The sequence below is a fragment of the Syntrophomonas palmitatica JCM 14374 genome, from assembly GCF_001311885.1.
Taxonomy (GTDB): Bacteria; Bacillota; Syntrophomonadia; order Syntrophomonadales; family Syntrophomonadaceae; genus Syntrophomonas_A; species Syntrophomonas_A palmitatica.
The window spans coordinates 16,349-33,681 of sequence record NZ_BBCE01000012.1 but is presented as its reverse complement, the minus strand read 5'-3'; the positions used below and the strand labels follow the sequence as shown (position 1 = coordinate 33,681).

The following is a 17,333-nucleotide window of genomic DNA, read 5'->3' as shown; positions in this document are numbered from 1 at the left end:
TAACAGTTGTATTTGCTGGTTATTGTTAAATTAAGTATATAGATATTGAATACGGTTATAAAGGGAAATAGGTGAGGGAATGATATCAGACCGTATTATTAACAGCAGTTTAATAGGTGCTTATCAGCAAGGCCCGGATAAGGAGCTGGATAAAATTGAACGGGTTCAGTCCGGTGTTTTCAAAGATAATGTAGAATCATCTGAATATAGAAAAAGCAAGCCAAGTGAAAATAAAACGTCCGGGGATAATCTCAACCCGAAAGACAAACTTGAACTATCCGGTACTACCCAGGATGAGAGAGAACTTCGGATTATTCAGCAATTAAAGACTATTGAGCGGAAAGTGCAGTCACATGAACAGGCGCATAAGGCTGCTGGAGGTCGTTTTACCGGGCCGATTAGTTATGAATATACAACAGGCCCAGATGGGAAAAGATATATTAACGGAGGCGAAGTACCGATACATGCACCCCGGGGAAACAGTCCCCGCGAAACCGTGCAGATTATGGATCAAGTGCAGAGAGCTGCCCTGGCGCCTATGGACCCATCAGCTCAGGATATGGCTGTGGCAGCCCAGGCTGGACAGGAGAAAATGCAGGCCAGCCAGGAATTAAGCAAAGAAATTATGGAGAAAGCCCAACAGTTAACGCAAACTAAATCATCAACCGGCAACGCGAATGAAGATGTGACAGCTGCGAAATCAAATGACCTCAAACCTAAAGCCGATAAGCCTAATATGGACTACAGCCATCGGTTGAGTTCGACACTTAAAATGACACGTGAATCTGAAAATACCTCTGGAGACAACACTACAAAGACCAATGCTTTTGTGGAACAGATTAGGAAAATGGTGGAGAAGGTTCGCCCCGGAGCCGGAACTATATCACGAATATTAGATATAGTGGCCTAATAAAAATACACGTACATTCAAAAAACTTAAAGCCTCCGAATACCGGAGGCTTCTTTATTCTTTAATGGTGGGCCATGCAGGAATCGAACCTGCAACCTTGTGATTAAGAGTCACCTGCTCTGCCTAGTTGAGCTAATGGCCCGTGGTTTATTCGCAATTAGTATTATATATGGTCGATTATAAGAAATCAAGGGCCTAAAATAGAAGCTGTTGTTAGTCAGGTATAGTGTGTCAAAAAATGATCGTCCCCTAACCCACAAGCTGAGAGGCAATGGAGACAGAACCTTCTGATTAAGAGTTAAATGGTCAATCTTTTGTAAAAAGCTGCTGAGCCATTTTTAGGAATAAAAATCCTCCGTTAGGTACACGATAGAAAACAGTTAAATTATGTGTTATGCTAAAGCCGGTACCAGAAATCAAGACCAGGAGGGATGATATGCGTATGTTCAGAGATGCCTTTTATTTTGGTTTAGGTGCTCTGGGAATGACCAGAGAACGGGTGGAAAAGTACTATAATGAAATGATTGAAAAGGGCGAAGTCACCAAAGAGGAAGCCCGGCAGTTTATTGAAGATGCCATCAAACGCGGTGAAGAGGAACGTAAAGAGATGCGCAACATGGTGCGTGAAGAGATGGATGACCTGCACAAGGAATTCTTCCTGGTAAGGAGAAAAGAATTTGAAGCCCTGGAAGCCCGCGTAAAAGAACTGGAGGACAAAATGCGTCAGCAGGGATAAAACAAGTAATGCCGGGGGGCGCCCCGGCATTTGTTTTCTGAAGGACATTAATGAATACGGGGGGGTAAACGTGCAGTGGCAGTCCACGAGCAGCCGTATCCGCAGGCTGCCCCGCTACCGTGAAGTAGCCAACATTTTTATTAAACACGGCTTCGGGTTTATCTTTGAACGTTTCAGCTTCGGAAAAAAGGACGCAGAGATTGCAGGACAGACCGGACAGGTTTCTATTCCTATCAGGCTGCGCCAGGCCTTTGAGGAACTAGGGCCGACTTATGTAAAACTAGGTCAGCTGCTTAGTACCAGGCCTGATTTACTGCCCCCTGCCTATATCAAAGAATTTGAAAAGCTGCAGGATGACGTGGCTCCCCTTCCGCTGCCGGTATTATTAAACGTATTACAAAAAGAAGGCATAGATCCTGAAAAAGAATTTAAGTCATTCAATCCCGAACCCATAGCCGCAGCTTCTATTGCTCAGGTACATGAGGCGGTTCTGCCATCGGGTCAGCGAGTTGTAATCAAGGTCCAGCGTCCCGGCGTGGATAAGACAGTAGAGAGCGACCTGGGCATTATGATGGAACTGGCCAAACTTTTGGAGAAACGCAGCAGTTGGGGGCGTCTTTACCGGGTAAGCGAAGTGGTGCAGGAATTAGGCGAGGCTTTATTAAATGAACTGGATTTTCAAAAAGAAGCTAAAAACGCCGATATATTTTATCATAACTTTAAACATGAACGTAATGTACTGGTTCCGCGTGTTTTTTGGGAGCTTTCCAGCCGCAGAATTCTTACTCTGGAATATCTCGATGGCATAAAAATATCGGATTTCATATCTTTAAGACAAGCCGGTTACAACAATGAAAGAATTGCGGCCCATCTGGTTGAAGCCCTGTTTAAGCAGGTCTATGAATTTGGTTTTTTTCACGCCGATCCTCATCCTGGTAATATAGCGGTAGCTCCTGGTGAAAAGATTGTATTTTACGATTTCGGCCAGGTCGGTGTAATTGACCAGTTCACCCGCGAGAAGGCGATAAATATGGTTATCGGCATGATGAGATATGATGTCAATACGGTTACCAGGAGCCTGATGTCCATCGCCTTAAGTTCTCAGCATGTCAATTATGAGGAAATCAGACATGACGTAGCCCGTTTACAACAAAAATATTATGGTTTGCCATTGTCAGAAATCAACGTGGCCGAAGCGCTCTCTGAACTGATGGAACTGTCAGTTAAATATCAGATGCGGCTGCCGGCTGAGCTATCGCTGATGGTAAAAATGCTTATGACTATTGAAGGCATAACTGCGCAATTAGATCCGCGTTTAAGCATCCTTGATGTGGCTGAACCGTACGGGAAGAAACTTTTATGGAAAAAATATTCTCCCGAACGTTTGAAAAAAGAGATGCTGGAGGTAATGATTGATTACGCGGAAGTCAGCCGTAAGCTGCCCCGCGATTTGCATAATGTCCTGCGCAGTATGGATGAAGGTGAATTCCGTATTAAAATGGAACACCATAACCTGAAAAGGTTGACCAGCCGTATAGACGTTTCTTCTAATCGCCTATCTCTGGCTATAATTCTGGCCAGCATAATCATCGGTACTGCTCTGGTAGTAAACCAAAGCGGCAGCCAAATACTAACCCGCATTCCCTTGGTGCAGGGCGGATTTGTAGTGGGTATAATTCTGGGCTTGTTCCTGACCTATTCTATTCTGCGCAGCGGCAGGTATTAGTCTAAAGTCAGGATTCAGTTGGACTTTATACATCAAACTATCAAGAATGCCCTTGAATTCCAGTATCCTGCGTCTTTCTTCTTCATTGCCGAAGTACTGCGCTTCAAGTTCATGCTGGGCGATTAACCGGGCATTAAATATCTTATCCTGAAAGGTCATATTATCAGATTTAAAATAGCGCTCAATTCTATGGGCTACTTGAAACTCTTCACGGCTTAATTGCAGGTTGGGATACAAGGACAACACCTCCGGATAGAATCTAGATTATTTGTATGCAAAAATTTTTTAAATAGTTCAGAAATAATTGCCCTCACTGGTTTTATGTGGGGAATGGTTTAAAATAATTGCGGTTGGCTGCGTAAATAAAGCCTTGACGGGGCTTGATCATGGTGATAGAATTTTTTTAAACCAATTAAAAACTAATGCGATGATCAGGAGAGTAATCGTTTCATAAGTTGACAGAGAGCCGGGGGAGATGGAAACCGGTAACAAATGGTACGATGAAAGCCACCTGGGAGTTCCGGTGAACGCTTACAGGCAGAAAGCCGGACGGGTATTCCGCCGTTAATGGAAACGAAGTTGGGCACAGGCCAATTAGGGTGGTACCGCGGGAAATGACTCTCGTCCCTTTAGGGACGGGGGTTTTTATATTTCTGAAGCATATAAATATTTTAAGGAGGAGTGCAAATGGATCTGGAAAAAAGAATTCTTGCCCTGATGGAAAATGATGCCAGGATGAATCCTCGTACTATGGCCGTGATGCTGGATGAAGAGGAAAGCCTGGTGGCAGCAGCGATAGAAAAGATGGAAAAAGAAAAGGTTATTCTGGGATACAACACGATTATAAATTGGGAGAAAATGGGCGATGATGGAGTGACCGCCATGATCGATGTTAAAGTTCTGCCGGAAAGAGAAGTGGGGTTTCACAAGGTTGCCGAAAGGATATGCCGTTTCCCCGAAGTACGCTGTGTGTACCTTATGAGTGGTACCTACGATCTCTCAGTAGTTGTATCCGGTGAAAATATGAAAGAAATAGCCGATTTCATTTCCAGCAAGCTTTCCACCCTGGATCAGGTTCAGAGCACGGTAACCCACTTTATACTAAAACGCTACAAACAGGATAATTTTATTTTTGAAGAACCTGAACAGGATAAGAGATTGGTGGTGAGTCCGTGAGCACGATGGATAAATACATTTCCAATGTAATCAGAGATATACCGCCTTCAGGGATTCGCAAATTTTTTGATCTGGTGGTGCAGACCCAAGGGGTTATTTCTTTAGGTGTGGGTGAACCGGATTTCGTTACTCCCTGGCATGTGCGCGAGGCATGCTTTTATTCCCTGGAACGCGGCTATACGATGTATACGTCCAATCACGGTCTTCCTGAGCTGCGTGAAGAGATTGCCGCATATGAAAAAAGGAAGATCGGGGTGGAGTATTCACCCGTTGATGAGATTTTAGTTACCGTAGGTGTAAGTGAAGCTGTGGATTTAGCCTTCCGGGCTTTGCTTGAACCCGGTGATGAAGTGCTCGTGCCTGAACCATGTTATGTCTGTTATGGACCTGGGACCACCATGGCTTTTGGTACAGCTGTGCCGGTTCCGACATATGATGAGGATGAATATCGCCTGCGGCCTGACGTTTTAGAAAAATACATTACTCCCAAGAGCAAAATATTAATTCTGGCTTATCCTAACAATCCCACCGGGGGCATAATGCATAAAGAAGACCTGCAGGCCCTGGTGGATATTATCAAGAAGAACGATCTTATCGTCATTTCTGATGAAATATATTCCGAACTGACTTATAACGGCAGGCATGTTTCCATAGCTTCATTTCCGGGGATGCGCGACCGCACTCTGGTAATGGACGGTTTGTCCAAGGCTTTTGCCATGACCGGATGGCGGGTAGGTTATGCCTGCGGGCATCCTGATATTATAGGGGCTATGACTAAGATTCACCAGTATACCATCATGTGTGCTCCTATTATGGGACAGATGGCGGCCGTAGAGGCACTCAGACACGGCGAAGCGGAAATGCGCAAAATGGTCGATGATTACAACCACCGCCGCAAAATAATACTATCAGGTTTACGGGAAATCGGTCTAAGCTGTTTCGAACCCCGGGGTGCTTTTTACTGCTTTCCTTCCATTGCCAATAGCGGCATGAATAGTGAAGATTTTTGCGAAAAATTGTTATTTGAGGAGAAGTTGCAGTGGTACCGGGAAACGCTTTCGGAACCAGCGGGGAAGGCTTCATCAGGTGCTGCTACGCCGCCAGTGTAGCCAATATTGAGGAAGCTATAGAGAGGATGGGTAATTTTCTGGCTCGACACAGAAAAGGTTAAAACACCATAATTATTCACAACCCTTTGCGGAATAATATCGAATGAGTTTGAAATAACCCTGAATAATACGAGATATTTTTAAAGGATTCCAGCGGGTTCAGGTTGAAACCCTCCTGTAAGAGTTTTATAAGGAGGGTTTTGCTTTGACAGGAGAAATCGGCATTCAAGAAATTGAATTGTTAAACGCTTATCAAGTTTTGATGCCCAATGTCCGAAAAGAGTTAAACGATTACCTGCGTTATCTTCTGTGCAAACAGTATAAAAGGGATGCCATGATTGCGGTTTTCCATAATAAACTCCTGCATAATATGATGCATAGTCTTTTGCACCTGGTGGAAAGGGAAGAAATCGACCGGGAACAGGTAGATCGCCGCATCATGCAAATTAAAGAGCTGTATTATGGGCTTTTTGAACAGGTGCATACTAAATACTGCCAGTATGTGGATGAACTGGACAGCAACGAAGTGGTTACAGGATTTGCCCGGCACAGCTTTGCAAATCTTGAGAGAGCGCTGCAGGCAGCCAATTTGGATATGTTAAGGTATGAGATTGTGAATTTCTATCAAGAATTTCATAAATTATCCCAAAGAAAAGACGCACGCAATATCGTTGCGGTATAATTACAACATTATAAGTAATGCATCTGCTGCAAGAAAGTGGTGAAAAACTGATGAAACTCAGATTTTTAGGTGCGGCTAAAACCGTAACCGGGTCATTCTATGTATTGGAAACAGGTCAGACCCGGTTTGCTGTTGATTGCGGGCTGTTTCAAGGGCCGAAAGAACTGCAGGAACGAAATTATCAAGATTTTCCGGTAAACCCTGCCAGCATTGACTTTTTAATAATCACCCATGCACATATTGACCACACCGGTTTGATCCCCAAGCTATGCAAGCAAGGATTCAAAGGCACCATTTATTGTACTCATGCCACTGAAGAACTATGTGCTATCTTACTGCCGGATTCTGCCCACATTCAGGAAATGGAAGTGGAGAGGAAAAACCGCAAATTAGCCCGTTCAGGCCAGCCGCCTATCGAACCAATCTATAATGTTCAAGATGCCATGGAGTGTATGTCTCAGTTTCGTTCACTGAATATGGATGAAATTATTGATCTCAGCGCCAGTATCAAAATACGCTTGCGCGATGCCGGGCATATACTGGGCTCAGCCATGGCTGAATTGTGGATAACTGAAGGCGAACAGAAAATCAAGATTGTATTTACGGGTGACATGGGTAACCTCAACCAACCTATAGTTAAAGACCCGTCCATTATTGAGAATTGCGACTATCTGGTCATGGAATCTACCTATGGCAACCGTTTGCATGGGCCTTCTCTTTCTCGTTCTGACGAACTGCAAAAGGTTATAGAGGATACCATGAAAAAGGGCGGCAACCTCATTATCCCGGCATTTGCCGTAGAAAGAACCCAGGATCTGCTTTATGATCTGGTTAACCTGTCACGGACAGGCAAACTTGATCCCGATATCGAGATATATATAGACAGCCCCCTGGCTATCTCAGCTACCGAAATATTTATGAAGAATTATGAGTGTTTTGATGATGAAACCCGCGCTCTGATGGATGGGCATCCAAATTTTCTGGATGGGCTGAACATTAAATATTCTCGAACTAAAGAAGATTCAATCAAGCTGAATAATAAAACCGGTAATGCTATTATCATTTCCGCCAGCGGTATGTGTGAAGCCGGACGTATTAAACATCACTTGAAACACAATCTGTGGAGGCCGGAGTCAACCGTGTTATTCGTGGGTTATCAAGCTGCTGGAACTCTGGGGCGGCGGATACTCGACGGGGAAAAAGTGGTTACAATACATGGAGAGAAAATCGCTATTAAAGCGGATATTAAGCTGATTGATGCTTATTCCGCCCATGCTGACCGCAACGGGCTTATTAAATGGCTGGATCATTTTGTGGAGCCCCCACGGCGGGTTTTTATAGTTCACGGCGAACCGGAGGCACAGACATCTCTGGCTGAATATTTGGAAAAGGATAAGAAATATTCTGTATTCATTCCTGATTGGCTGGAAGAAGTAGAATTGACACCGGCTCAAGAAGTTATTACCAGGGTATTGCCCAGCAGCGTTTCCGTTAATCAGGCCATGGAAGCTGAACGTAAGTACCTGGAGGTCAGCGCCAGATTACATGATATATTCAACCAGAATTGGTCCCAGGGCCAGTATGAACGCATCATACAGGATATGGAAAAGATTGCGTCTATAATTTAGGGAAAAGCAATATAAATTGCCGGGATTTTGTGCCCGGCTTTTTATTTTCTTTAAATCCTACTGCAGTGGAACTTTGCACCAGTCAAGTTTCATTTTGGGCATCCCTGGCTGTCTCATAGCCATATAAGACTTTGTCTTAATGTTTTTGATGTCATGCTTGTTTTTCTTGCCCGCATTAAAAATTTTCATTCCTTGTTAGCAGTTAAAACCAAGTGCTATAATTCATTTACTCACTTAGCTGGAGGCAAATTGTTTATGCAACAGGAAAACGTTATACTCGAATTCTACCGCTGGAGTTTTGCCGCAGTTCCGGGTATTATTTTTCATTATGCCAAAGAAATCGATCTCGACATAGAAGATATAGGCCTCCTGGCATCTCTTTTTTATACCCTCGAAACTACCCGCCCTCTGATTCAATCAGGTATTACGGTCGGCCAAGTCCTGCAGGTTTGTCCTTTCCTAACCAAACAAAAACTGGCCAGCCGTCTTAATCGGCTTAAACGACTGGAGGTTGTTGTTTTAAAGGATGAAGGCCGCAGCTTTAATGATAAGCGCATTTGCATTGAACCTTTAATGGACAAGCTGGCTCTTTTAGTGACCCGTGACCATCCCTATTTCGCCAGGGCTGATAAACATAGTGAAGCAGGGGATAATTCTCAGGGTTTGCTGAATGAATACCGGGAGCGCATTGTTCAGCTCGAACTGCAATTGGAAGAAGAAAAACGTGAAAGGGTAGTAAATGATCTGGCCTACCATGCAAACGGTAATTATAAAAAAGTAGCCGATTTCATTTCTAAAAAGACCGGCAATCTCTTAAGTGTCAAAATGGCTTCGGAGCTTAAAAAATGGCTGGAGGAAATGGGATATACACCTGAGTTTTTACTCTGCATGCTGGAACTGTGTTTTGAACGCAATATATTTAATCCCCGTCATATTACAGAAATAGCCCAGGATATTAAAAATTATTCTATTAATACTGTAGAAGGTTTGGAGATTTATTTTAAGAAATATGTTGATGCGGAAAAGAACCTCACATTGCGCACCAAGCGATTTGACCCCGATATTATCCAGTTTGGAACATTTACTGGCATCGATATGAATGCCGATGCCCGCCGCAAGATGTATCATAAATGGCGTTACGATTGGGGGTTCACCCATGCCATGATTATGAAGGCTGGTGAATTGATGTGCCAGCGCACTAAAAACGGGGGGCTAGAATACATAGATAGTGTCCTGCATGATTGGATGAGCCGGGAAATCCGTTCCTTGGACGATGTGGAAAGAGAGCTGCGGGAAATGAAAAACCGCAGCAGACGCGATGGGTCCAGCGGTTTGAGTAAAAAAACAGCAAATAAGCCTGCCAGTGCGGAATATGAGACCTACATACCACCTCTTGGCTTGGAAGAAATAAAAACTAAGGTATAATATAAACGGGGAATAAACTTCCCCGTTTTATTGTAGGGAGGGATGCAGGTGAATATGCGAGTCCGCGATAAGGCAGCGGAGGAATTACTGCAAGACCTGGAGAGCGAGCGCCGGGTCTTATCTTCCATGCTGCATTCTGAAGATGCCTGCATAGAAGCTTATGATCAACTTACTGTAAGCGATTTCTATTCTCCCCGCTATGGCGTACTCTTTACTTTACTATGCAATCTTTATGAAAGAGAAGTACGTCCCACTTATGTGGAATTATTAAAAGAGGGCCGCAGCCTGGGTTTATTGAATAGTCCTGCAGATATAGAGGAACTTAAGTACATAGCCGAACACTATATTGATGATGAGAATATAAAGTATTGGATAGGAAGGGTTAAGGGTAAATCGCGGCTGCGCCGTTTTGAGGATTTTTTACGCACCAGCTACCAAAACCTTATGGAACAAAAAGACCCCGATGTGGAACAGGTATTGATGCAGGCGGAAGAACAGTTGACCAACCTCACTGCTTTGGAAATCGATGACCATGTAGACACCCCGGCGGAAATGGCGGCGTTAGGTTATGATGAGGTGGAACGCCGGTTTCTGCGTTATAAAGAAATCAAAGAATTACATAAAGGCGTATTGCCTCTGGACGGACTGACTACCGGTTTTAATACACTGGACCATATTACTTTGGGTTATAAACCTGGCGACCTGATTATTTTAGGCGCGCAGACTGGTCATGGCAAGACCGCTTTTGCCTTACACACCGCTCGGGCAGTGGCCGTGGAAAGCAATAAAAACATACTATATCTTAATACCGAAATGAGCCGCCAGCAGATAGCTTTGCGCTGGGGTTCCATATTATCATCCATCGAACATGAAAGGATTCGTAAAGGTGAAATTAATGAAAGCGAACTATCTTTAATCCTTAATGCCTATTCACGTTTAAGTGACAGCGGTTTTTATTCCTATCCCTGTCCCAACCTGACTCCGGAAAAGACGGTTTCTATAGCCAGAAAATTCAAGGTGCAGAAAAACATCGAAATGATGATCATAGACTATGTGGGTCGTATGGAGAAGATAGACCCTCGTCTTCCTGAATGGCAGATGCTGGAGAATATAGTGAAGACCCAGAAAATGCTGGCGCAAAACCTGCAAATAGCGGTGATGGTATTGGTGCAGTTAAATGCGGATGGGACATTGCAGGGGGCGCGGCGCATGAAAAATGAATGTGATTTGATGTTGAAAATGACTCCTATACCACGTGAAGATCATGAAGAAGATCCGGAATTGAAGAAATACCGTAATGCCAATTATTATCTTATGATCGAGAAAAACCGCGATGGCATCAGCGGGGTAAGAATACCGATCGTCTTTGACCTGCAGAGACAAAGCATGAAAGATGCTGAAAGGGTAGAATAACATTGGCGGGCAGCGAGGATAAAAAAAGGCTTTATGATGAAACTGCCAGCCTGGTGGCTGATTTGGGCTTAAGGGGCAGAATCACTGAGGATGAGATGTTATTTCTGCTAAGTTTGCTGGATCAGGTCATGATAAAGGAGAACTACCCTCAGTTAATACAGCTTCTTCATAAATGGACAGCAAACCAAGCTGGTTCTGAAATGAACGAAATTATTAAAGCTACCGTGTTGAATTTGGAATTCAGCAATCCTCAGACTATGCAAGACGATTTGGAACTTTTGCAGGAATTGCTGGCAACGATGGAATAATAAGCAATCCCGGGGGAGGGAAATAGCAGTTGCATGAGTTATGGTTCAATGAACAAAACAGTGAAAACTACCAGGTAAAGTGGAGAGTTAAAAAGGTATTGCACCATGAAACGACCCCCTACCAGGAGTTGGTTATACTGGAGACCGAAGAATGGGGAAAGGTGCTTGTGTTGGACGGGGCATTTCAGGTTACGGAAAAAGACGAATTTATTTATCATGAAATGATCGTGCATGTGGTTATGAATTCCCACCCTAACCCGGCAAAAGTACTTATAATCGGCGGAGGAGATGGAGGTACTTTGAGAGAACTCTGCCGCCACCAGAGACTTAAATCTGTTGATATGGTGGAAATAGATGAAAGGGTAGTGGCAAACTGTCGTCAATACCTGCCTTCCATCGCCTCCGCTTTTGCAGATTCCAGGTTAAAGCTCTATTTTGCGGATGGGATAGAGTTCGTTAAAAATACAGCTGAAAAATATGATGTCGTTATAGTTGATTCATCAGACCCGGTCGGTCCTGCGGTAGAGCTGTTCGGCACTGCTTTTTACAACAATCTGGACGCAATTTTACATGATGACGGTATGGTAGTTGTTCAATCTGAATCGCCCTTGTATTATACAGAAGCATTTAAAAACACCTATAACAATCTCAAGTCGGTTTTTCCGTTGGTCAAGGTTTACCTGGCCGACATCCCCACTTACGTAAGCGGTCCCTGGTCTTTTACCGTGGGCAGTAAAAAACATGATCCCACTGAGATATGCGCTGAAGCGGAAAAACAATATGGATTAAAATATTATAATGATAATGTTCACCGGGGGGCATTTTGCTTGCCTTCATACATAGAAGCTATCTTACGGGGAAATGAATAGAATTAACCGATGGTTAAAGGCGAGTTGACATCAGACCGGAGAGGTCCAATGTCAGCTCGGTTTGTTTATATATAGGGTTATTGTATTCATTGGTGATGTTATGCAGTTAATAGCAAAACACTATAATGAACCAGATGCTGAAACTGCCTTGCTGCAGGTTTTGACCAAGGTGATTTCTGAAGCTCATATAGAACCGGTTTTTTTATGTATCGGTTCCGACCGGCATATTCTGGATTGTTTTGGCCCTTTAACCGGCAGCATGATATTGGAACAGGTTCCCGAGGCGCGTATATTTGGCAGCTTGAGACATCCTTTACATGCCCGCAATCTTAACCAGCGCCTGTTTGAAATAAGGAGAGAATATCCGGGTGGATATGAAATAGCCATAGATGCGTCACTGGGTAGGATTGAAGAGATGGGTATGATAAAACTGCGGGAAGGACCATTACATCCGGGTTTGGCTGTAGCCCGGCAGCTGCCGTCTGCCGGGCGTCTATCCATAACCGCTGTGGTGGGAACCACCCGTGATAAACGCAAAATCACGCAGCAATATGGCAGCATCGAACCGGTTTATTACCTGGCCTGTCTGTTAAGTTCAGTTATAGTATCCTGGTATCGGCAAAGAGGTGTTTTTGATGCCGATAATCCGAAAATATTGGATTATCGCGAGCCTTAATCTGCGTTGCATGTATTTGTCAGCGTTTATCGTTTACTATGTGGCTGGCTTATGCTATTATCAGGCTGAAAAAGTCTATACCGTGTAAGTTAGCTTGAAATGTCAAGCCTCGCTTCCTTTTTCGGATGAGAGGTTTTTTGTTGGCAAATGCGGGTGAAGGAGGAAAGGATTTTTGTGAAAAAACTGATGATAGGAAATGAAGCTATCGCCCGGGGAGCCTATGAAGCTGGCGTCAGTGTGGCTGCTGCTTATCCCGGCACACCGAGTACGGAAATCGTTAGTAATTTTGCGCGTTTCCCAGGGGTTTACGCTGAATGGTCCCCGAACGAAAAGGTTGCCATGGAAGTAGGCGCTGGAGCTTCCATAGGAGGGGCACGCACACTGGTTGCCATGAAGCATGTCGGAGTAAATGTAGCGGCAGACCCTCTCTATACCTTTGCTTATACCGGCGTAAACGGGGGGCTGGTTCTGGTCTCCGCCGATGACCCTGGTATGCATTCGTCTCAGAATGAGCAGGATAACCGGGGTTACGGACGTTTTGCCAAACTGCCCGTGCTGGAACCTGCTGACAGCCAGGAAGCCAAGGATTTTACAAGGATGGCTTTTGATATCAGTGAAGAGTATGACACCCCGGTGATGCTGCGCGTAACCACCCGTTTATCACATTCTCAGGGATTGGTGGAAGAGGGAGAACCACAGGCTGCCGTATTGAAAGAATATAAGAAAGATGCGCCCAAATACGTAATGCTGCCAGGTTTCGCCCGGGGCCGCCATGTAGAAGTTGAAAAACGCATGCAGAAATTAAAAGAATACAGTGAGAAAACCCCGTTGAACCGCATTGAATGGGGTGATCTCAGCCTGGGCATTATAACCAGCGGGGTGGTTTACCAGTATGTGAAGGAAGCCCTGCCGGAAGCATCCGTACTCAAGCTTGGTTTTACCAATCCACTGCCTGAACAATTGATTCGCACTTTTGCTGCTCATGTGGACAGGCTGGTGATCGTGGAAGAACTGGAACCGGTTATTGAGGAACAGGTAAAATCCTGGGGTATCAAAGCCGAAGGCAAGGAGATATTTACGCTGCTGGGTGAGTATAGCCCGGAAATGATCGCGGATAAACTGGGAGGCAAACCTATGCCTGTTGGATATGGATTGGAGCGGGAAATACCTGCCCGGCCTCCCCTTATGTGTCCAGGCTGCCCCCACCGCGGCGTATTCTATATGCTCAAAAAAAAGAAAATTATCGCTATGGGTGATATCGGCTGCTACACCCTGGGAGCGCTCAGCCCGCTAGACGGCATGGATGCATGCATTTGCATGGGCGCCAGCATCGGTACGGCGCTGGGCATGGAAAAAGCCCGGGGAGCTGAATTCGCCAGTCAAGTAGTAGCCGTTATCGGTGATTCTACCTTTGTTCACTCCGGAATAACCCCATTGATTGATGTGGTATATAATCAGGGTACTTCAACCGTGCTCATATTGGATAATGACACTACTGCCATGACCGGCCACCAGGATCATCCGGCCACCGGGTACACCATAACCCAGCAGCCGACTGCCAAACTGGACATTGAGGCCCTGGTAAAAGCCATCGGGATTAAGAATGTCAGAGTGGTTGACCCGCTTAATATGGCTGAGTTCGAAAAAGTCCTGGATGAAGAGCTTAACCGGCGTGAACCTTCGGTAATTATCAGTAAACGTCCCTGTGCTTTGATTGATAAACGGAAATCCGAAAAGCGTTATTACGTCGACACCGAGATGTGTAAAGGCTGCAAACTATGCCTGCGCATCGGATGCACGGGTATCTACTTTGTTGAAGATGAAAAGATGGCGTATATAAACCCCAACGTATGTGTTGACTGCGGCTTCTGTGCTCAGGTATGCAATCTGGACGCCATAAAGGTTGTTTAACCTAAATTTAGTAACCAGGCAATATTAATAAAACGCGGCCATCCGGCTGCGTTTTTTGTTCGGTGCGCGCGGTGCAGGCATAAATTTATTGTACTCCCGCCAAAGGTTTTGCTGGAATAAAAACTTTCCAACTTCATAATCTCTGCCTATTATAAATATTGTAAAAAACGTTTTCATCATAGTATATATAGCTGTTAGGAGAGGATAACAATGTTGTCTCAGGATTTTAGAAGCAGTCTTCCCCAACTTGTTAAGTCTATATCTGTCGCCACTAAATTGATCAGCCCGGCTATAGGACGTCATCATGATCAGGCGGCTTATATCGCCTTCAGGCTGGCAGAACATCTCGGTTATAGCGAAGATGAGATAATTAAGATTACCTTGGCCGCGTTTCTTCACGATATAGGCGCGGTATCTCTAGGAGAAAACCTGGATCAATTGCGTTTCGAAAAGGATTATGTTCATGTTCATGCTGAGTTGGGAGCACAGTTCCTGGGAGCGTTTACACCATTTCGTTCATTGGCGCCCATAATTAAACACCACCACCGGAGATGGAATCATGGAGAAGGGGCCTGCATCATGGATGAACCGGTGCCGCCTGAAAGCCATTTAATACATCTGGCCGACCGGGCTGCTGTACTGATAAACAATCAAACTAACATACTAATACATAAAAAAAACCTGCGCGAAAGGATAAGCCGGCAAAAAGGCACGCTGTTCCGTCCAGAACACGTAGCCGCATTTATGGATATATCAGCCAAAGATTATTTCTGGCTGGATTGTGCATCAAACGGTGTCGATGAGGTGCTGCAAGGGTTGTTCAAATGGGAGACTATTTTAGTGGGCGCAGAAGCCCTGATAGATTTTAGCCGATTCTTGTCCCGATTGGTAGATTTCCGCAGCCCGCTCAATGCCAACCATTCTAGCGGAGTTGCCGCCTCCAGTGCCGCCTTGGCCCGTTTAGCAGGTTTTAATCCTGAGGAATGTACCATGATGTTGATGGGTGGATACCTGCATGATATTGGTAAATTGGTTGTACCGGTTGGTATTTTGGAAAAGGATGACGTATTGGATAAGAATGAACGCTCCATAATAAAAGCCCATGCGTATTATACACATCATATACTGGCTGTAATCCCTGAATTCCGGCAAATAAACCAATGGGCATCTCATCATCATGAGCGCCTTGATGGGAAAGGATATCCCTTTGGTCTCAAAGAAAAAGAGATAAGCCCGGGCGCCCAATTAATGGCTGTAGCCGATATTTATACAGCTTTAAATGAAGACCGGCCTTACCGTAAGGCTATGTCACGCCAGCAGAGCACGTCAGTACTTAACCAAATGGTGAAGGAAAGAGCCCTAAATCGTGAATACGTAGAATTGCTGGAACAGAATTTTGATGAAATTGACTGTTTCCGCTGTGAAGCTCAAAGGATATCAAATCAAGAATATCACATTATAAACCCGCTGTTTGCAAAAAAATATCAAAGGGGAGTAAAGACGCCTGACCTTTGCTCCCCTGATGCTTAAGATGTTTGTTTATGTATTTATTGACTTCGGGTTATATTTTTGTCCTGAACCAAGATATGTTCACTTATCCAATCAACTATGAAATTTAAAATATCCATAAGATGTTTATCCTGATCCTCATCAATCTGTTTGAGGTCAATGTTTTTTACCTTTTCAACGAAATCTTCGTGGATTACTTTATGGGATAAGAACTTCTTATAACCTATACTGGTCATGTACTTTTCCTCAAAACTAAAGTGGTATTCCGTGTAATCGAGAAGCTCTGCAAAAATAGCCGTAATTTGGTCATACTTATCAGTTATCAGTTCATTTTTTAGGAGAATGTAGGCGCGGTTTGCGATCTCGAACAACTTCTTATGCTGCTCATCGATTTCATCTACACCGATACTATAATCGGTTTTCCATTCAATCATGCATATCCCCCCTATTTACAAGTTGATAAAAATATACTAAATCAGGGATATCTGCGTCAATCAGCAAACTTGAATCGTTTTGCTATTGACATTTTCTTTTGAAATTGACGCACAGCTATGGTTAAATAATAAACAGAGTTTGAGACGCAGTAAAAAACCGATAGGATATGAATGACAATGGAGGATAATGATGAGTAAAAATACTACCAGCATTATGATTGTAGGCGTGGGAGGACAGGGGACTCTCCTGACCAGTCGTGTTCTGGCCCAGGTCGCAGTGCAGATGGGTTATGATGTTAAGGTTTCTGAGGTTCACGGCATGGCCCAGCGCGGCGGCAGTGTGGTTTCACAGGTGAGATACGGTGAAAAGATATACTCTCCTATTATTTCCAAGGGTGATGCCGATATCATTCTGGCTTTTGAAAAACTCGAAGCAGCCCGCTGGCTGGATTATTTAAAACCGGGCGGACTGGTGATAATAAATGATGATCGGGTGGACCCACTGCCGGTTATGAGCGGCAAAGCCAAATACCCGGTCGAGATTGCGGACCGCATTAAAGAAATGATGCCTGAAACCATTATTGTTAATGCGACTGATATCGCTGTAGAATGTGGGAATGTGCGTGCAGCAAACGTTGTGCTGTTAGGGGTTCTCACCGGGGCTATCGGGTTGCCTGCTGAAGAGGTAGAAAAAGCGATTGAGGCTATAGTTCCTGCCAAAGCGTTGGAGGTAAATTTGAAGGCCTTTCAGAAAGGCAGCCAGGTATTTGTAGGCACAAATTAGTAACCAGGGGAACGATTCAAAACCCGATTGCTTATAA

At 44.4% G+C, this 17,333-nt stretch carries 16 protein-coding genes, 1 tRNA gene, 1 pseudogene and 1 other annotated feature; of the genes and pseudogenes, 15 read left to right on the top strand and 3 right to left on the bottom strand.

The window, feature by feature from the left end:
- Window positions 1-79 precede the first annotated feature (79 nt).
- Window positions 80-910 carry a putative metalloprotease CJM1_0395 family protein gene (locus tag JCM14374_RS13115; RefSeq protein ID WP_083453961.1) on the top strand — a complete coding sequence of 277 codons (831 nt, stop codon included), beginning with the start codon at window positions 80-82 and terminating at the stop codon, window positions 908-910.
- 65 nt (window positions 911-975) lie between these two features.
- Here the strand turns inward: JCM14374_RS13115 and JCM14374_RS08045 are convergent.
- A tRNA-Lys gene (locus JCM14374_RS08045) sits at window positions 976-1,052 on the bottom strand.
- A gap of 294 nt (window positions 1,053-1,346) precedes the next feature.
- Here JCM14374_RS08045 and JCM14374_RS08040 point away from each other — a divergent pair.
- Together JCM14374_RS08040 and JCM14374_RS08035 are read left to right on the top strand one after the other, a co-directional pair.
- Window positions 1,347-1,646, top strand: coding sequence for a phasin family protein (locus tag JCM14374_RS08040; RefSeq protein ID WP_054695840.1), 300 nt, complete (start codon window positions 1,347-1,349; stop codon window positions 1,644-1,646).
- A 70-nt stretch (window positions 1,647-1,716) separates the two neighbouring features.
- Entirely contained in the window at window positions 1,717-3,372 is a 1,656-nt protein-coding gene (locus JCM14374_RS08035) for an ABC1 kinase family protein (RefSeq protein WP_054695837.1), read from the top strand.
- On the opposite strand, the gene JCM14374_RS13515 is transcribed toward JCM14374_RS08035, so the two are convergent.
- Entirely contained in the window at window positions 3,277-3,609 is a 333-nt protein-coding gene (locus JCM14374_RS13515; RefSeq protein ID WP_157049037.1) for a hypothetical protein, read from the bottom strand. The two genes, JCM14374_RS08035 and JCM14374_RS13515, sit on opposite strands and share 96 nt — an antisense overlap.
- A gap of 181 nt (window positions 3,610-3,790) precedes the next feature.
- Window positions 3,791-4,004, top strand: a binding site (T-box leader).
- A 55-nt stretch (window positions 4,005-4,059) separates the two neighbouring features.
- On the opposite strand from JCM14374_RS13515, the gene JCM14374_RS08030 reads away from it, so the two are divergent.
- The 11 genes and pseudogenes from JCM14374_RS08030 (at window position 4,060) to JCM14374_RS07980 (ending at window position 16,099) form a co-directional block, all read left to right on the top strand.
- Window positions 4,060-4,548 carry an Lrp/AsnC family transcriptional regulator gene (locus tag JCM14374_RS08030; protein ID WP_054695834.1) on the top strand — a complete coding sequence of 163 codons (489 nt, stop codon included), beginning with the start codon at window positions 4,060-4,062 and terminating at the stop codon, window positions 4,546-4,548.
- Window positions 4,549-4,553: 5 nt separating this feature from the next.
- Window positions 4,554-5,719, top strand: a pseudogene (locus tag JCM14374_RS08025) (aminotransferase class I/II-fold pyridoxal phosphate-dependent enzyme).
- A 143-nt stretch (window positions 5,720-5,862) separates the two neighbouring features.
- Complete coding sequence (locus JCM14374_RS08020) at window positions 5,863-6,339, top strand: hypothetical protein (protein WP_054695831.1); 477 nt, start codon at window positions 5,863-5,865, stop codon at window positions 6,337-6,339.
- Between the two features lie 17 nt (window positions 6,340-6,356).
- On the top strand, window positions 6,357-7,967 hold the full coding sequence (locus tag JCM14374_RS08015; protein ID WP_242848892.1) for an MBL fold metallo-hydrolase RNA specificity domain-containing protein: 1,611 nt from the start codon (window positions 6,357-6,359) through the stop codon (window positions 7,965-7,967).
- 255 nt (window positions 7,968-8,222) lie between these two features.
- The gene (locus tag JCM14374_RS08010; RefSeq protein ID WP_054695828.1) at window positions 8,223-9,392 is read left to right on the top strand and encodes a DnaD domain-containing protein; all 1,170 of its coding nucleotides are present in this window, start codon (window positions 8,223-8,225) and stop codon (window positions 9,390-9,392) included.
- Window positions 9,393-9,446: 54 nt separating this feature from the next.
- Window positions 9,447-10,805 carry a replicative DNA helicase gene (locus tag JCM14374_RS08005; protein ID WP_054695998.1) on the top strand — a complete coding sequence of 453 codons (1,359 nt, stop codon included), beginning with the start codon at window positions 9,447-9,449 and terminating at the stop codon, window positions 10,803-10,805.
- 2 nt (window positions 10,806-10,807) lie between these two features.
- Window positions 10,808-11,113 (top strand): hypothetical protein, encoded by a 306-nt coding sequence (locus JCM14374_RS08000; protein WP_054695825.1) that lies wholly within the window; start codon window positions 10,808-10,810, stop codon window positions 11,111-11,113.
- 29 nt (window positions 11,114-11,142) lie between these two features.
- The gene (gene speE / locus JCM14374_RS07995; protein ID WP_054695822.1) at window positions 11,143-11,982 is read left to right on the top strand and encodes a polyamine aminopropyltransferase; all 840 of its coding nucleotides are present in this window, start codon (window positions 11,143-11,145) and stop codon (window positions 11,980-11,982) included.
- 100 nt (window positions 11,983-12,082) lie between these two features.
- The gene (gene yyaC, locus JCM14374_RS07990) at window positions 12,083-12,658 is read left to right on the top strand and encodes a spore protease YyaC (protein WP_157049035.1); all 576 of its coding nucleotides are present in this window, start codon (window positions 12,083-12,085) and stop codon (window positions 12,656-12,658) included.
- Between the two features lie 174 nt (window positions 12,659-12,832).
- Window positions 12,833-14,569, top strand: coding sequence for an indolepyruvate ferredoxin oxidoreductase subunit alpha (gene iorA, locus JCM14374_RS07985; RefSeq protein ID WP_054695816.1), 1,737 nt, complete (start codon window positions 12,833-12,835; stop codon window positions 14,567-14,569).
- 210 nt (window positions 14,570-14,779) lie between these two features.
- The gene (locus JCM14374_RS07980; protein WP_054695813.1) at window positions 14,780-16,099 is read left to right on the top strand and encodes an HD-GYP domain-containing protein; all 1,320 of its coding nucleotides are present in this window, start codon (window positions 14,780-14,782) and stop codon (window positions 16,097-16,099) included.
- Between the two features lie 17 nt (window positions 16,100-16,116).
- Here the strand turns inward: JCM14374_RS07980 and JCM14374_RS07975 are convergent, their stop codons facing one another.
- Window positions 16,117-16,512, bottom strand: coding sequence for a bacteriohemerythrin (locus JCM14374_RS07975; protein ID WP_054695810.1), 396 nt, complete (start codon window positions 16,510-16,512; stop codon window positions 16,117-16,119).
- Between the two features lie 190 nt (window positions 16,513-16,702).
- Between JCM14374_RS07975 and JCM14374_RS07970 the strand changes: the two genes are divergently transcribed.
- Window positions 16,703-17,296: an indolepyruvate oxidoreductase subunit beta gene (locus JCM14374_RS07970; RefSeq protein ID WP_054695808.1), complete on the top strand. Its 594-nt coding sequence runs from the start codon at window positions 16,703-16,705 to the stop codon at window positions 17,294-17,296.
- The last annotated feature ends 37 nt before the right edge of the window (window positions 17,297-17,333 follow it).

Coding starts and splice junctions, on each gene's coding strand:
- JCM14374_RS07970 (WP_054695808.1), top strand. CDS start 16,703: ATGAGTAAAAATACTACCAGCATTATGATTGTAGGCGTGGGAGGACAG.
- JCM14374_RS08040 (WP_054695840.1), top strand. CDS start 1,347: ATGCGTATGTTCAGAGATGCCTTTTATTTTGGTTTAGGTGCTCTGGGA.
- JCM14374_RS07975 (WP_054695810.1), bottom strand. CDS start 16,512: ATGATTGAATGGAAAACCGATTATAGTATCGGTGTAGATGAAATCGAT.
- JCM14374_RS08030 (WP_054695834.1), top strand. CDS start 4,060: ATGGATCTGGAAAAAAGAATTCTTGCCCTGATGGAAAATGATGCCAGG.
- JCM14374_RS08005 (WP_054695998.1), top strand. CDS start 9,447: ATGCGAGTCCGCGATAAGGCAGCGGAGGAATTACTGCAAGACCTGGAG.
- JCM14374_RS13115 (WP_083453961.1), top strand. CDS start 80: ATGATATCAGACCGTATTATTAACAGCAGTTTAATAGGTGCTTATCAG.
- yyaC (WP_157049035.1), top strand. CDS start 12,083: ATGCAGTTAATAGCAAAACACTATAATGAACCAGATGCTGAAACTGCC.
- JCM14374_RS07980 (WP_054695813.1), top strand. CDS start 14,780: ATGTTGTCTCAGGATTTTAGAAGCAGTCTTCCCCAACTTGTTAAGTCT.
- JCM14374_RS08010 (WP_054695828.1), top strand. CDS start 8,223: ATGCAACAGGAAAACGTTATACTCGAATTCTACCGCTGGAGTTTTGCC.
- JCM14374_RS08015 (WP_242848892.1), top strand. CDS start 6,357: ATGCATCTGCTGCAAGAAAGTGGTGAAAAACTGATGAAACTCAGATTT.